Origin of the sequence: Rhizobium changzhiense (genome assembly GCF_013087625.1) — a bacterium.
GTDB classification, from domain to species: domain Bacteria; phylum Pseudomonadota; class Alphaproteobacteria; order Rhizobiales; family Rhizobiaceae; genus Rhizobium; species Rhizobium sophorae.
On sequence record NZ_JABFCQ010000002.1, the window covers coordinates 751602 to 764971 of the forward strand.

The 13370-nt window shown below is 61.1% G+C and carries 12 protein-coding genes and 1 riboswitch; of the genes, 8 read left to right on the plus strand and 4 right to left on the minus strand.

What is annotated here, in order from left to right; translation table 11 throughout:
* Positions 1 to 6 precede the first annotated feature (6 nt).
* The 5 genes from G9X68_RS13045 to ribB all read left to right on the plus strand — a co-directional run bounded on the left by G9X68_RS13045 (position 7) and on the right by ribB (position 5409).
* A complete protein-coding gene (locus G9X68_RS13045) occupies positions 7 to 936 on the plus strand; it encodes a sugar ABC transporter substrate-binding protein (RefSeq protein ID WP_171602702.1) in 930 nt (309 codons plus the stop codon).
* A 28-nt stretch (positions 937 to 964) separates the two neighbouring features.
* Positions 965 to 2443, plus strand: coding sequence for a sugar ABC transporter ATP-binding protein (locus tag G9X68_RS13050; protein WP_171602703.1), 1479 nt, complete (start codon positions 965 to 967; stop codon positions 2441 to 2443).
* Between the two features lie 22 nt (positions 2444 to 2465).
* Entirely contained in the window at positions 2466 to 3254 is a 789-nt protein-coding gene (locus G9X68_RS13055) for an SDR family oxidoreductase (RefSeq protein ID WP_171602704.1), read from the plus strand.
* A gap of 266 nt (positions 3255 to 3520) precedes the next feature.
* Positions 3521 to 4303: an SDR family oxidoreductase gene (locus G9X68_RS13065; RefSeq protein WP_171602705.1), complete on the plus strand. Its 783-nt coding sequence runs from the start codon at positions 3521 to 3523 to the stop codon at positions 4301 to 4303.
* Positions 4304 to 4496: 193 nt separating this feature from the next.
* A riboswitch (FMN riboswitch) is annotated at positions 4497 to 4647 on the plus strand.
* A gap of 126 nt (positions 4648 to 4773) precedes the next feature.
* A complete protein-coding gene (gene ribB, locus G9X68_RS13070; protein ID WP_168310848.1) occupies positions 4774 to 5409 on the plus strand; it encodes a 3,4-dihydroxy-2-butanone-4-phosphate synthase in 636 nt (211 codons plus the stop codon).
* A 65-nt stretch (positions 5410 to 5474) separates the two neighbouring features.
* Here the strand turns inward: ribB and G9X68_RS13075 are convergent, their stop codons facing one another.
* Entirely contained in the window at positions 5475 to 6242 is a 768-nt protein-coding gene (locus G9X68_RS13075) for an SDR family oxidoreductase (RefSeq protein WP_171602706.1), read from the minus strand.
* Between the two features lie 329 nt (positions 6243 to 6571).
* Between G9X68_RS13075 and G9X68_RS13080 the strand changes: the two genes are divergently transcribed.
* The 3 genes from G9X68_RS13080 to mobB are packed head-to-tail and all read left to right on the plus strand — an operon-like array spanning position 6572 to position 8649.
* Positions 6572 to 7480 carry a DMT family transporter gene (locus G9X68_RS13080; RefSeq protein WP_171602707.1) on the plus strand — a complete coding sequence of 303 codons (909 nt, stop codon included), beginning with the start codon at positions 6572 to 6574 and terminating at the stop codon, positions 7478 to 7480.
* Between the two features lie 21 nt (positions 7481 to 7501).
* Entirely contained in the window at positions 7502 to 8131 is a 630-nt protein-coding gene (gene mobA / locus G9X68_RS13085) for a molybdenum cofactor guanylyltransferase MobA (protein ID WP_171603065.1), read from the plus strand.
* Positions 8128 to 8649 (plus strand): molybdopterin-guanine dinucleotide biosynthesis protein B, encoded by a 522-nt coding sequence (gene mobB, locus G9X68_RS13090; protein WP_171602708.1) that lies wholly within the window; start codon positions 8128 to 8130, stop codon positions 8647 to 8649. The genes mobA and mobB overlap by 4 nt, the downstream gene beginning before the upstream one ends.
* Here mobB and G9X68_RS13095 read toward each other — a convergent pair.
* The 3 genes from G9X68_RS13095 to G9X68_RS13105 all read right to left on the minus strand — a co-directional run bounded on the left by G9X68_RS13095 (position 8581) and on the right by G9X68_RS13105 (position 13278).
* Positions 8581 to 10746 (minus strand): hybrid sensor histidine kinase/response regulator, encoded by a 2166-nt coding sequence (locus tag G9X68_RS13095; RefSeq protein ID WP_171603066.1) that lies wholly within the window; start codon positions 10744 to 10746, stop codon positions 8581 to 8583. The two genes, mobB and G9X68_RS13095, sit on opposite strands and share 69 nt — an antisense overlap.
* Entirely contained in the window at positions 10721 to 12232 is a 1512-nt protein-coding gene (locus tag G9X68_RS13100; RefSeq protein WP_171602709.1) for an ATPase domain-containing protein, read from the minus strand. The genes G9X68_RS13095 and G9X68_RS13100 overlap by 26 nt, the downstream gene beginning before the upstream one ends.
* Positions 12233 to 12384: 152 nt before the next feature.
* Entirely contained in the window at positions 12385 to 13278 is an 894-nt protein-coding gene (locus tag G9X68_RS13105) for a LysR family transcriptional regulator (protein WP_171602710.1), read from the minus strand.
* Between the last annotated feature and the right edge of the window lie 92 nt (positions 13279 to 13370).

The following is a 13370-nucleotide window of genomic DNA, read 5'->3' on the forward strand; positions in this document are numbered from 1 at the left end:
AATACAATGAAAATTGCGCGCACCATGCTCGCGTCTGCTGCACTGCTCAGCCTCACGCTCGGCCCCGTACATGCGGCGGAACTGAAGAAGCTCGGCCTGGCCGTTGCCAACCTTCAGGCAAACTTCTTCAACCAGATCAAGCAATCCGTCGAAGCCGAAGCCAAGAAGCGCGGCATCGAAGTCATCACCGTCGACGCAAAGGGCGACGGGCCGACGCAGGTCAATCAGATCCAGGACCTTCTGACCCAGAAAATCGACGCGCTGATCTACATTCCGGCAGGTGCGGCGGCTGCGACCGTTCCGGTCAAGCTCGCGAAAAGCGCCGGTATTCCGGTCGTGAACGTTGACCGCAACGCCGACGGAGCACCCGGTGATACCTTCCTTGCAACGGATTCCGTCGCCTCTGCCAAGGCGGTGTGCGACTACATCCTGAAGGAAGCCGGCGGCAAGGGGAAGATGGTCATCATCCACGGCCAGAAGGGCACGACGCCGGAAGTCGATCGCTCGAAGGGCTGCGCTGAATCTCTCAAGGCATATCCGGACGTCAAGGTTGTCGCCGAGCAGTTCTCGAACATCTGGAGCCAGGATGAAGGCTTCCAGATCATGCAGAATATGCTGCAGGCAAATCCGGACGTTTCGATCGTGTTCGCCCAGGCCGACGGCCTCGCCCTCGGCGCCGCGCAGGCGATCAAGGTCGCCAATCCTTCCCAGAAGATCGTGGTTGGCGGCTTCGATGGTGACACCGCAGCTCTCGAAGCGCTCAGCAAGGGTGTCTTCAACGTAACTGCGACCCAGCAGACGCAGAAGATGGGCCGCGACGCGGTTGAAAACGCCGCCAAGCTTGTCGCCGGAGAAAAGGTGCCACCGGTCCAGCTCCTGGATGCCACGCTGACAACCAAGGAAAACGTCGCAGGCTTCATCGCCAACCATCCGTAATGAAGTTGAGGTCTTGAGGAGGTGTGCCGTGACTGATCCAGTTCTTTCCCTGAGGGGCATATCCAAATGGTATGGGCCGCTCCAGGTTCTGAAGAATGTCAGCTTGGACGTCTATCCGGGCGAAGTGGTTGCACTTCTCGGTGAAAACGGAGCGGGCAAGTCAACGCTATCAGGCATCATCGCCGGGTCACGCACACCGTCCGAAGGATCAATGACATGGCTGGGGCAGCCTTATGCCCCGGCCACCCCAAGGGAAGCGATCGACAAGGGCGTTGTCCTGATCCACCAGGAGCTGCAGCTTCTGCCGCAGCTGTCGATCGCGGAAAACGTCTTCATCGGACGTTGGCCGATGAAGAACGGCGTCGTCGACCGCGCCCAGATGGTTCGCCGGGCCCAGGACCAGCTCGCTCGATTGAACCTTCACATCCCTGCAACGCGGACGGTCGCCGGCCTTTCCACGGCAAATCAGCAACTTATCGAGATCGCCAAGGCACTGGCTCTCAACGCAAAGCTGCTGATCCTCGATGAGCCGACAGCCGCCCTTGGCGGCGCCGAGACGGAAGCTCTCTTCGAACAGGTTCGGAAGCTTCGCTCAGAAGGTGTCGGCATCGTCTACATTTCCCACCGCATGGAAGAGATCAAGCAGATCACCGACCGGATCGTCGTTCTTCGCGACGGCGAGCGGGTGCAAGAATTCTCAGACAGCGCGACCCCGGTGCGAACGATCGTCGAGAGCATGGTTGGACGCCCGCTTGACCGCTTGTTCCCCGCCCTGCCCGTTCCGACAGACCGACCGGTACTTGAGGTATCCGGGCTGAGTTCGCCGGAAAACTCGTTCCGTAATGTTACCTTCGAGGTGCGGGCCGGAGAAATTCTCGGGATCGCCGGATTGGTCGGCGCCGGCCGCACCGAACTGGTGCGTGCGATTTCGGGAGCAGACCCAATCAGTGCCGGTTCGATCAAGCTGGAAGGCGAGGAACTCAGGCTGCGCGATCCGGCGGACGCGATCGCCAAGGGTGTCGTGATGGTTCCGGAAGACCGCAAGGAGCAGGGGCTCATCGTCGGGCACCGGATCAGCGAGAACATTATCTACGCCAATCTCGACAAGCTGGGCGGGCGTTGGATTACGCCGCGCGTCAAGCGCTCGTTTGCGGAGAAGGCAGTTGCCAAGTTCGGCGTAAAGGGCCGTGCGGAGCAATATGCCTCGGACCTGTCCGGCGGCAACCAGCAGAAGGTCGTCATCGCGAAGTGGCTGATGCGCGATCCCAAGGTCGTCGTACTCGACGAACCGACGAGAGGCATCGACGTCGGCGCCCGAGCGGGCATCTACGACATCATCGTCAATCTTGCCAAACGGGGCGTGGCGGTCATCGTCGTAAGCTCGGACCTCGAGGAGGTTCTCGGAGTTTCCAATCGCATTCTCGTGCTTGCCCAAGGCAAACAGGCAGGCATTCTCAATCGTGACGAGGCGAATGACGTTTCGGTCATGGAGCTAGCCACTATCTAAACAGACAGAGAAAGGAAGAGCGGTGTCCGACATCACTCTGAACGCCCCGAAGCTTTTCGATCTCAGCGGCCAGGTTGCCATCGTTACCGGAGCCGGAAGCGGCATTGGGCAGCGCATTGCCATCGGCCTTGCGCAGTGCGGCGCCGACGTGGCGTTGCTCGACCGCCGAACCGACGACGGACTGGCCAACACGGCCGAACATATTCGCGCCGCCGGCCGCCGCTCGATCCAGATCGCGGCTGACGTCACCAGCAAAACCTCCCTTGCAGATGCCGTGGCACGCACCGAAGCGGATCTCGGCGCGTTGACGCTGGCCGTCAACGCCGCCGGCATCGCCAACGCCAACCCGGCGGAAGAGATGGAGGAGGATCAATATCAGACCCTGATGGACATCAACCTCAAAGGCATATTCCTGTCCTGCCAGGCCGAGGCTCGCGCCATGTTGAAGAATGGACGCGGCTCCATCATCAACATCGCTTCCATGTCCGGTGTGATCGTAAACCGCGGGCTGAACCAAGCGCATTACAACGCCTCCAAGGCGGGCGTGATCCATATGTCGAAATCTATGGCGATGGAATGGGTCGACCGCGGCATTCGCGTCAACACCATCTCCCCCGGATACACGGCAACGCCCATGAACACCCGTCCGGAGATGGTCCACCAGACCAAGCTCTTCGAAGAACAGACGCCGATGCAGCGCATGGCAACGGTCGACGAGATGGTCGGTCCGGCGGTGTTCTTGCTGTCGAATGCAGCCAGCTTCGTGACCGGCGTCGATCTTCTCGTCGACGGCGGCTTCTGCTGCTGGTGACAACTGGAAAAATGAACGGTCTCGCTTCCTCCCTGGCTGAGATCGAGGCGCTGAAGGGACCAACGGGCAAGACGGTGTGCGATATCGTCGTCTTGCCCGCCCTTCACGCCGAATGAACGGGCGGAGGGCTCGGGGCATCGTCATCGGTGCTCAAGACTGCCTGAATTCGCCGAGATCTCGGGCAACCGCTTGAGCTCCAATAATGATCGCAGGGTAGATCGCGCCGAGATTTGCTGTTTATCGACGGATACCGGGAAGGAAAGAGCATGAAACGCTTTGAGCAAAAGACTGTCGTCATTACCGGAGGCAGCCGCGGCATCGGCGCGGTGATCGCCAGGCGCTTTGCGCGCGAAGGCGCCAATCTTGTCGTCTCGGCCAATGAGGATCTGGTCCACGGCGTTGCCGATGGGATCCGTGCCGAAGGCGGCAGGGCGATCTCCTTCATCGGCGACGTCACCGACAAGGCGAGCGTCACCGCCCTCTACGATGCCGCCGAGAGGGAATTCGGCGCGGTCGACGTCTCGATCCAGAATGCTGGGGTCATCACCATTGCCCGCGTCGAGGACCTGACCGAAAACGAGTGGGACAAGGTCATGGCCGTCAACACAAAGGGCGTTTTCCTCTGCGCTCAGGAGGCGATTCTTAGAATGCGCAAGCACAAGCGCGGAGGTCGCATCATCAACACCGCCTCCGGCCAGGCGCGCGACGGCTTCATCTACACGCCGCATTATGCCGCCTCGAAAATGGGCGTCGTCGGCATCACCCAGAGCCTGGCCAAGGAAGTCGCGACCGAGAAGATCACCGTCAACGCCTTCTGCCCCGGTATCATCGAGACTGACATGTGGGCCTATAACGACCAGGCCTGGGGCAAGCTGCTCGGCAACTACGCTCCCGGCGAATTGATGAAGGAATGGGTCGAGGGCATCCCGATGAAACGGGCCGGCTCCGGCGAAGACGTCGCCGGCCTGGTCACCTTCCTCGCCAGCGATGACGCCGCCTATATCACCGGCCAGACGATCAATGTCGACGGCGGGCTGATCATGTCCTGACACAGGTCGCCCAAAACTGCGCAGCGGTTTTGGGACAACGACATGCATGGAAAGATCAAACCACCAATGAAGCGCGGAAGGCGACACGGTCGTCGCCTCCGTGTGAACAGTGTGTCCATCGGCGTTAGGGCAGCTTTGCATTTTCGCCCGGTCGAGTGACCTTGCCATCCGCCTGTGTTTGATCCTATCTTTGAAATGTTCTCAGGGCGGGGTGCAATTCCCCACCGGCGGTATCAGGAGCAATCCTGGAGCCCGCGAGCGCTTCCGGCACCTCCTGTCGGAAGGTCAGCAGATCCGGTGAGATGCCGGAGCCGACGGTATAGTCCGGATGGAAGAGGACAACACGGGCAGTCGCACTCCATCCCGGAGTCGGCTGACGTTTGTTCGCCCAAGGGCAGAAGGCTGGCTCACGGATTGAGCCTTGCAGACCATGTCAGCCCGCTGACATAACCCTTGAAAGGCCAGACAGCATGACTATCGCAACAATTGAAGATGCCATATCAGCCATCGCCAGCGGCAAGATGGTCGTCGTCGTCGACGACCAGAACCGGGAAAACGAAGGCGATATCGTGGTCGCGGCCGATGCCGTCACCCCGGAAACAATCGCCTTCATGATGACCCACGCCCGTGGTCTCATCTGCATCGCCATGGAAGGCGAGCGTCTCGATGCGCTCGATATTCCGCTGATGGTGCCCAACAATACGGAATCGCACAAAACCGCCTTCACGGTCTCGGTCGATTATCTCAAGGGCACGACGACGGGCATCTCGGCTGCCGACCGCGCCGCCACCGTCCGCGCCCTCGTCGACGATCGCGCAAAGCCTGACGAATTCGCCCGCCCCGGCCACATCTTTCCGCTGCGCGCCAATCCCCGCGGCGTCCTCGGCCGCCCCGGCCACACTGAAGCCGCCGTCGACCTCGCCCGCCTGGCCGGAAGGATCCCCGCCGGCGTCATCTGCGAAGTCGCCAACGACGACGGAACCATGTCCCGCCTGCCCGAACTCACGCTCTTTGCCGAACGCCACAACCTCCCGCTCGTCACCATCGAGGACCTGGTCGCCTATCTCGACCGCCAGGCAGCAAGAGACATACGCGAAGTCGCCTGATCGGTGCCTTTGTTGCGGCGGCATAGCCCCGCCGCAACTCTGACGACACCTTCCCCTTGCCCGTCCTATGTCCGGCTGATCGAAACCCCGCCATCCGCCAGCATCGCCGTGCCGGTGACGAAGCTCGACATGTCGGAGGCGAGGAAAAGCGCCGCATTGGCGATCTCTTCGGGCTGCGCCATGCGTTTCAGCGCATGCAGCCCCTCCACGAAGGCTAGCACCTCCGGCGTGGCATCAGGCGCGTTGGTGATGCTGGCGGGCGTGTCGGTGCCGCCGGGAAGCAGTGCGTTGACGCGGATCTTTTGCGCTCCGAGTTCGGTGGCGAGCACCTGCACGAAGCCGATCAGACCCGCCTTGCTCGCCGCATAGGCGGCCATGCCAGGCATGCCGACGGTGTGCCCGACGAAAGTCGAGGTGAAGATCAGCGATCCGCCGCCTTTTCCCATCGCCGCCGACTGGTGCTTGGCGCCGAGGAACGCGGCGGTGAGATTGGTCTCGATCGTCTCGCGCCAGCCCTCCAGCGACAACCCGGCGACCGGCCCCATCTCACCGATGATGCCGGCATTGTTGAAGGCGATGTCGAGCCGGCCGAAACGCGAGACTGCCGTCTCGACGAGCCTTGCCTGCAGAGCCTCGTCCCTGACATCGCCGGATATGGCGACGGCCTGACCACCCTCCGCCTCGATTTCGGCGATGACGGCATCGAGCGCGTCCTGCCGCCGGCCGGTAACCACGAGCTTGGCGCCTTCCCGGGCAAAGAGTTTCGCCGCCGCGCGGCCGATGCCGGAGCTTGCGCCGGTGATGATTGCGATCTTATCGTTGAGAAGTGTCATATCGGTCTCTCCTGGGTTGTTGCGATATCTGAGATGCTCAAACTTCAGACGATGCAGCCACCCGTTTCCCGCGCAGCACGAGAAAAACGCCTATGGGCGAACCGGCAGGCGCGACGACGTTTCCCCATCGACGCCGTGATTGCGGCGTCGGAAATAGCGGAATTCGTCTTATAAAACGGGGATTTGCTGGGACTCCCACCCCGATGCCTGCGTTGGCATCAGTGCCGTTGTGCACTGCATGATCGATTTATGCCTGGTGTGACATTCATCCGATTCCCTTCATCCATCTTCGCGACTAAAAGGAGCGCACAGGTAAAGGGAATCTCTTCATGCCGCGGTCACGCAATACTCAGGGCGCCATCTATATGAGCATGGCGATGGCCGGCTTTTCCGCAAGCGACGCCCTGTCCAAATCGGTGGTCGCCTATATGAACGCCGGCGAGATCATGTTCCTGCGCGGCCTCTTTACCAGCCTGCTCGTCTATCTGATCGCCTGGAAAATGGGCGCGCTACGCTCCTGGCGCGTCGTGCTGCAGCCGATGATCATCTTCCGGATCATCTGCGAGATGCTCTCCGCCGTCACCTATATCACCGCGCTCGGCATGATGCCGATTGCCAATGCCTCGGCGATCCTGCAGTCGCTGCCGCTGGTCGTCACCTTCGGTGCGGCGCTTTTCTTCGGCGAGCCGGTCGGCTGGCGGCGCTGGTCGGCAATCCTCGTCGGCCTCGTCGGCGTGATGATCATCATCCGCCCCGGCCCGGAAGGTTTCACTGCCGCCGCCCTCCTCTGCGTCGGTGCGGTGCTGACGACAGCCGGCCGTGATCTCGCCACCCGGAGCATCAGTCCGGAAATCCCCTCGCTGATGATAACCGTCATCACCGCCATGTCAGCCTCCTTCTTCGGCGCGCTGCTCATCCCGGTGCTCGGCGGCTGGCAGCCGGTCAGCGCTACCGCGCTCGGGCATCTCCTGCTTGCCTCTGTACTGGTGCTGGTCGGCTACCAGTCGGTCATCCTCGCCATGCGTACCGGCGAAATCTCCTTCGTCGCCCCGTTCCGCTATACCAGCCTGATCTTCTCCTCCCTGCTGGGTTTCTTCTTCTTTGCCGAAGTGCCTGACAGCTGGACGCTCGTGGGGGCTGCAATCGTCATCGCCTCCGGCCTCTATACGTTCTATCGTGAGGCCAAGCGCCGCGTGTCTCCGATCGCGCAGGAATCCGCGCCGCGCGCGCCGGTCTGAGGAAGGATTTTGAGCAGTGTGATGGCTGACTTCTCGCTCGACAGATCTGACATAGCAGGCGTCGTGTTGGCCGGCGGCCGCTCGCAGCGCATGGGCCGCGACAAGGCGGGCGTAATGCTTGGGGCCGAGAGCCTGCTCCGCCATGTGTTGACCCGCCTCTCGCAGCAGATCCCGCTCGTTGCAGTCAATGCCGATACTGCCGCCGAGGACGTGCCTGTCGTTCCCGACCTTTTTCCCGGCAAGGCCGGGCCGATGGCCGGCATCCATGCGGCCATGGTCTATGCCGCCGGCCTGCCATCGATTACCCATGTCGCCACCGTCTCGGTGGATTGCCCGTTCTTCCCGGCCGATCTCGTCGCCCGGCTGGCGGCAACGGTCGAGCACCCCTCGCAGATCGCCATCGCCGCCTCCGAGGGCCGCAGCCATCCCGTCTTCGGGCTCTGGCCGGTGACGCTGGCCGCCGATCTCGAAACCTGGATCGCCACCGACCAGAAGCGCCGCGTACGCGACTTCCTGTTGCGGCATGACGTTACGGAAGTGGCGTTCCCGCTGCATCCGACCCGCGCCAGCCTGCTCGATCCCTTCTTCAACATCAACACGCCCGACGATCTCGTCGAGGCGGAACGCTGGCTGGAGGCCCTTCGCGCATGACCGCACCGAAAATCTTCGGCATCTCCGGCTGGAAGAACTCGGGCAAGACGGGTCTCGCCGTCCGGCTGGTGACGGAGTTCACCCGCCGTGGTTACAGGATCTCGACGATCAAGCACGCCCATCACGATTTCGACATCGACAAGGTCGGGGCCGACAGTTACCGCCATCGCCAGGCGGGAGCCCATGAGGTCACCATCGTCTCCGGCACACGCTACGCCATCATGCACGAGTTGCGCGGCGCCCCCGAACCTGAGTTCGAGGAGATACTCGCCCGTCTCGCACCCTGCGATCTCGTGCTGATCGAAGGCTACAAACGCGAACCGATCCCGAAGATCGAGGCCCGCCGCCTGGAGGCCGCCAATCGTGAACCGTTGGCGCCGAGCGATCCCCATATCTGCGCCATCGCTGCTGATCATGCCGTTCCGGATACGGCCCTGCCGGTCTTCGATCTAGACGACACAGGCGCCATCGCCGATTTCATCGCTGACATCGTTGGCCTTGGAGAGGCGAGGCATTGAACCACCTGCGTCAATGCCGGATCTAAGAAGCGAAACCGTTTCGCTTGCCATCGCCTTGGCGATTTCCTTGGCGAGCTGAGTCTGATCATAGGGCTTTGCCAATCTCGGAAGATCGATATCGGTACCGGCAGGAAGATCGGCGTAGCCTGTCGCCAGCACGATCGGCAATTCCGGATGAATGTCGCGCGCAGCCTGGGCGAGCTGTGCGCCGGTCATACCGGGCATCGAATAGTCGGTAATGACAAGGTCGAAATGCTGACCGCTGCTGATCAGTTCCAGCGCCTGTGAGCCGGAGTTTGCTTCGACGACCTCGTGGCCGAGATCTTCAAGCATGTCGACCGAACTCATGGCAATCAAGGCATCGTCATCGACGAGCAGAATCTTCAGTCTGGATGCAGCTTGCGGGACGGGCAGCTCCGCCTCGGCTGGCCGCTCGGGGCGCCGTTCGGTCGCCGGAAGCCACAGTTCGGCGGTCGTTCCGACACCAAGCTCGCTGGTCAGAAGAAGTGCGCCATTGAGCTGAACGGCAAGTCCGTGGATCATCGATAAGCCGAGGCCTGTGCCCTTTCCGAGTTCCTTGGTCGAGAAAAACGGATCGACCGCCTTCTTCAATGTTTCCGCGTCCATGCCGGTGCCGCTGTCGGCCACTGCCAGCACAAGATAGGCCCCTTTACCGAGAGCGCCGCCATCGCCGACAACCTCTTCCTCGCGCAGCGATATGGCCAACGTCCCGCCATCCGGCATCGCATCACGGGCATTGACGGCAAGGTTGAGCAGCGCCAATTCGAGCTGGTTCGCATCAACCAGGGCCGGCGGCAGGCTTGTCGGCAGATTGGTTTCGATGCTGATCGAGGATCCGACCGAGCGCTGCAGCAGGTCGTTCATGCCGGAGACTAGCTCGGCCAGATCGACGGGCTTGACCTGCAGATCCTGCTGCCGGGCAAAAGCCAGCAGCCGTTGCGTCAGAGCCGCTCCGCGCCTCGCACCCTGCACTGCCCCCTCAACCAGACGCGTCGCCTTGGCATCTCCGGCAACGTGCTTGCCGAGTAATTCCAGATTACCAAGAACGACCATCAGCAAATTGTTGAAATCGTGGGCGACGCCGCCGGTCAACTGACCGATTGCCTCCATCTTCTGCGATTGGCGTAGCTGCTCCTCGGCTTTTTCACGCTGGGCGACTTCTTCGAGCAGCGTCTGGTGAGCGGCGTTGACCTCCCTCGTCCGTTCCCGCACACGCTCTTCGAGGTTTTCATTGAGGCGTCTCAGATTTTCCTCGATGGTCTTGCGGGCGGTGGTATCGGAACAGACCCCGACGAGTTTCCTCGCGGAACCATATCTGTCGGAATAAAGCTGCGCATGGACCTCCGTCCAATGGAGTGAACCATCCGGCCAGATTGTCCTGTGCTCGATCGAATAGTCGCGTCCGGTATCGATCGTCTCGCGCAGGCGTGCCAGCACAAGATCTCGGTCGTCGGGATGGATGCTTGCGATCAGATCGTCGCGTGTGACATCATCGTCCGGCTTTCGGCCGAAGACTGCCTTGCAGGTGGCCGAGGCAGACAGGGCCATCGAGGATAGCTCCAGCTCCCACGCCCCAAGACGACCGGCTGCAAGCGCCGTCTGCAACCGTCGCTCGCCCTCGCCCAAAGCCTCGAGCTGAGCTTGAGCCTCATATTGGCGCAGGCGCCCTTTTAACGCGGTCCGCGCAATACTGATGAAGGAGGTCGCATGGAACGGCCTTTCCAGGAAAGTGACGTTGCCGAGAACCTCTGAAAGCCTGGCAGCGGCCGGATTTCGTTCAGGTCCGCCGCCGCGCGTGGTGAGCACGATGAACGGTAGATCGGACCAGCTTGGCTGGGCGGAGACCCAGGCAGCAATTGGCTTCAAATCGCTCCAGCGAACGGCCTCTTCGGTCAGCACGCCAACCGCGATCTCATCGTTAAGTAAAGAGGCAAAGACATTCAGGTCGGCAGCCGCGATCGATGATAGGCCGGCTTCGTCGATTAGCGATACCGCCACCTGGGCATCGCGTCCGGCAGGAGTATAGATCAATGCTTTCGGCTTTACGGAGTTAGGAATTGCCGCGATCCCCGCCATCAGTCGACAGGAGCGGCTCTGCGCTAGTGACAAATTCGGGAACGCCGCGAAGCACACCCTGGAACCCGACCAGAGGATCCCCGAACGTCAGCCCCGAACTGTCGATACGATACTCTCGGATTGTATCCTCATGCAGCCCAGTTCTTTTCTTGATCACGGAGACCGCTCGCCGCACCCTCCCCGCGGCCTCGAAGTAGCGCAACAGTATGACTGTGTCCGCAAGATAGGTCACGTCGACAGGCGCCTTCATGTCGCCGACAAGTCCATGCTGTGCAACGGTAAGGAAGGTATTGGCGCCTTGCCTGTTCAAATATTGAAGCAACTCATGCATGTGAAGGATCAGCGAATTTTCATCCGGCATCGATGCTTGATAGCCGTTGATGCTGTCGATGATGACGGTCTTGGCATTCGACTTGTCCACGCACTCGCGCACGCGATGCGCGAATTCACCTGGTGACAGTTCAGCGGCGTCGAGCTGTTCGATGTGAATTAGACCGCTGCTCCTTAGACTCTCGAGATCTATTCCCAGCGCCTTGAGCCGCGTAAAGAGCAGGCCAAGCTCTTCGTCGAAGATGAAGGCCGCGGCTCTCTCGCCACGCGCAACCGCCGCGACCAGGAATTGAAACGAGAAAGTGCTCTTGCCGGTACCGGATGGACCGAGGATAAGTGTACTGGAACCTCTCTCCAACCCCCCGCCCAATAGAAGGTCCAGTTCCGGAATATTTGAGGATAACTCATCGCGGACATAGGTCGACCGATGTTCGGCGGCGACGAGACGTGGAAAAACAACGACGCCGCCGGTTTGAATGGTGAAATCGTGGAAACCGCCGCGGAAGGCTTGCCCACGGTATTTCGTGATCCTGAGCCGCCGGCGCTCGGCCCCATAGCTCGGCGCCATCTCCTCGAGATGGATGACGCCGTGCACGACGCTATGAACCGTTTTGTCAAGCACGTCGGACGTCAGATCATCGAGCAAAAGGACTGTCGCCCCCTGCCGGGCAAAATAGTGTTTGAGCGCGAGGATCTGCCGCCGGTAGCGCAGCGAGCTTTGCGCCAGCAGCCTGATCTCCGACAGGCTGTCGAGAACCACACGACTGGGCTTAACCCGCTCGAAAGCGGCAAAGATCTCCTTTGTCGTCTCTCCGAGTTCCAGGTCTGATGAATAGAGCAGGCTCTGCTGCTGGTCGGCATCCAGCAGGCTTTCCGGAGGCACGACCTCGAAGACCTCGATATGGCCGTCGATCACCATCCCGTGCGATGCCGCACCGGCACGAAGCTCACTCTCGGTTTCGGAAAGGGTGATGTAGAGCCCCTGCTCGCCGATCCGCGCACCCTCGATCAGAAACTGCAATGCAATCGTTGTCTTTCCCGCCCCTGGATTTCCCTCCAGGAGAAACACGTGCCCCGGCGAAAGCCCCCCTGCCAGAATTGTGTCCAAACCGGACACGCCAGTCCGGGCTTTCATGGCAGGTATAGCAGTATTCATTCATTGTTTCCTTCAGCTTATAACGGGAATTAGTGGCGACCGATGGAATGTCAAATAGTCAAGCGCGCATGATTTCATCTTCGGCAAGAGCCAATCGATTGGACGTCAGGTAGCTCGGATCTATGCCCTGTCCGGACAGATCGAAACGGGACCTATCCCCGATAGCGAAGTGCATCGACGACGAGGGCGAATGCCGGCGACGTATGCCTGCGGCTCGGATAGTAGAGATGGTAGCCGGAAAACGGCAGGCACCAATCCTCGAGGACCCGCACCAGCCGCCCATCGGCAAGATGCGTCTCGACCAAGTTCTCCGGCATATAGGCGAGGCCCAGACCGGCCAGCACGGCATTCAGCCGGAGCGCTATATTGTTGAAGACCAACTGTCCTTCGACGCGAACCCTGAGCTCGCGCCCATCCTTCTCGAACTCCCACGCATAAACGCTGCCATAGGTCGGGAGGCGCAGATTGATGCAATTGTGATCCGTAAGGTCCTGCGGCGTCAGCGGCTTCGGCCTGGTGTCGAAATAGGCGGGAGCGCCGACAACGGCCATGCGCATGTCGGGGCCGATGCGCACCGCAATCATGTCCTTCGCCACCTGTTCTCCAAGCCGCACTCCCGCATCGTAACGCTCCGCGACGATGTCGGTCAGGCCGTAGTCGACGATGATCTCGACATTGATATCGGGATAATCAGGCAGCAGCTTTTCCAGGGCGGGCCAGAGGACGGCATCGGCCGCATGCTCGCCGGCATTGATGCGAATGGTGCCTGCCGGCTTCTCCCGGAACGCGCTCAAGGCAGCCAGCTCGCTCTCGATCTCGTCTAAGCGCGGTCCGATGGAGACGAGCAGGCGTTCGCCGGCTTCCGTCGGCGAAACGCTACGGGTCGTGCGTGTCAGCAATCGCAGTCCAAGCCGTTCCTCAAGCCCTCGGATGGTGTGGCTGAGCGCCGACTGAGACACACCGAGCTTGCCCGCCGCCTTGGTGAAGCTTTGAGCGCGCGCTACGGCGATGAAGGCGATGAGGCCGTTGACGGCGGGGCGCGGCATTTATGAAACTTTCTCATGGGTTCTTGCCGTTTATACTATCTAATCACAACCAAGCGCACGCGGTAAATATCCTGTCATCCCGGGCAGACGCA

Excerpts from the sequence above, each read along its gene's own strand:
- G9X68_RS13045 (WP_171602702.1), top strand. The coding sequence starts at position 7 with ATGAAAATTGCGCGCACCATGCTCGCGTCTGCTGCACTGCTCAGCCTC.
- G9X68_RS13065 (WP_171602705.1), top strand. The coding sequence starts at position 3,521 with ATGAAACGCTTTGAGCAAAAGACTGTCGTCATTACCGGAGGCAGCCGC.
- ribB (WP_168310848.1), top strand. The coding sequence starts at position 4,774 with ATGACTATCGCAACAATTGAAGATGCCATATCAGCCATCGCCAGCGGC.
- G9X68_RS13075 (WP_171602706.1), bottom strand. The coding sequence starts at position 6,242 with ATGACACTTCTCAACGATAAGATCGCAATCATCACCGGCGCAAGCTCC.
- G9X68_RS13080 (WP_171602707.1), top strand. The coding sequence starts at position 6,572 with ATGCCGCGGTCACGCAATACTCAGGGCGCCATCTATATGAGCATGGCG.
- mobA (WP_171603065.1), top strand. The coding sequence starts at position 7,502 with ATGGCTGACTTCTCGCTCGACAGATCTGACATAGCAGGCGTCGTGTTG.
- mobB (WP_171602708.1), top strand. The coding sequence starts at position 8,128 with ATGACCGCACCGAAAATCTTCGGCATCTCCGGCTGGAAGAACTCGGGC.
- G9X68_RS13095 (WP_171603066.1), bottom strand. The coding sequence starts at position 10,746 with ATGGCGGGGATCGCGGCAATTCCTAACTCCGTAAAGCCGAAAGCATTG.
- G9X68_RS13100 (WP_171602709.1), bottom strand. The coding sequence starts at position 12,232 with ATGAATACTGCTATACCTGCCATGAAAGCCCGGACTGGCGTGTCCGGT.
- G9X68_RS13105 (WP_171602710.1), bottom strand. The coding sequence starts at position 13,278 with ATGCCGCGCCCCGCCGTCAACGGCCTCATCGCCTTCATCGCCGTAGCG.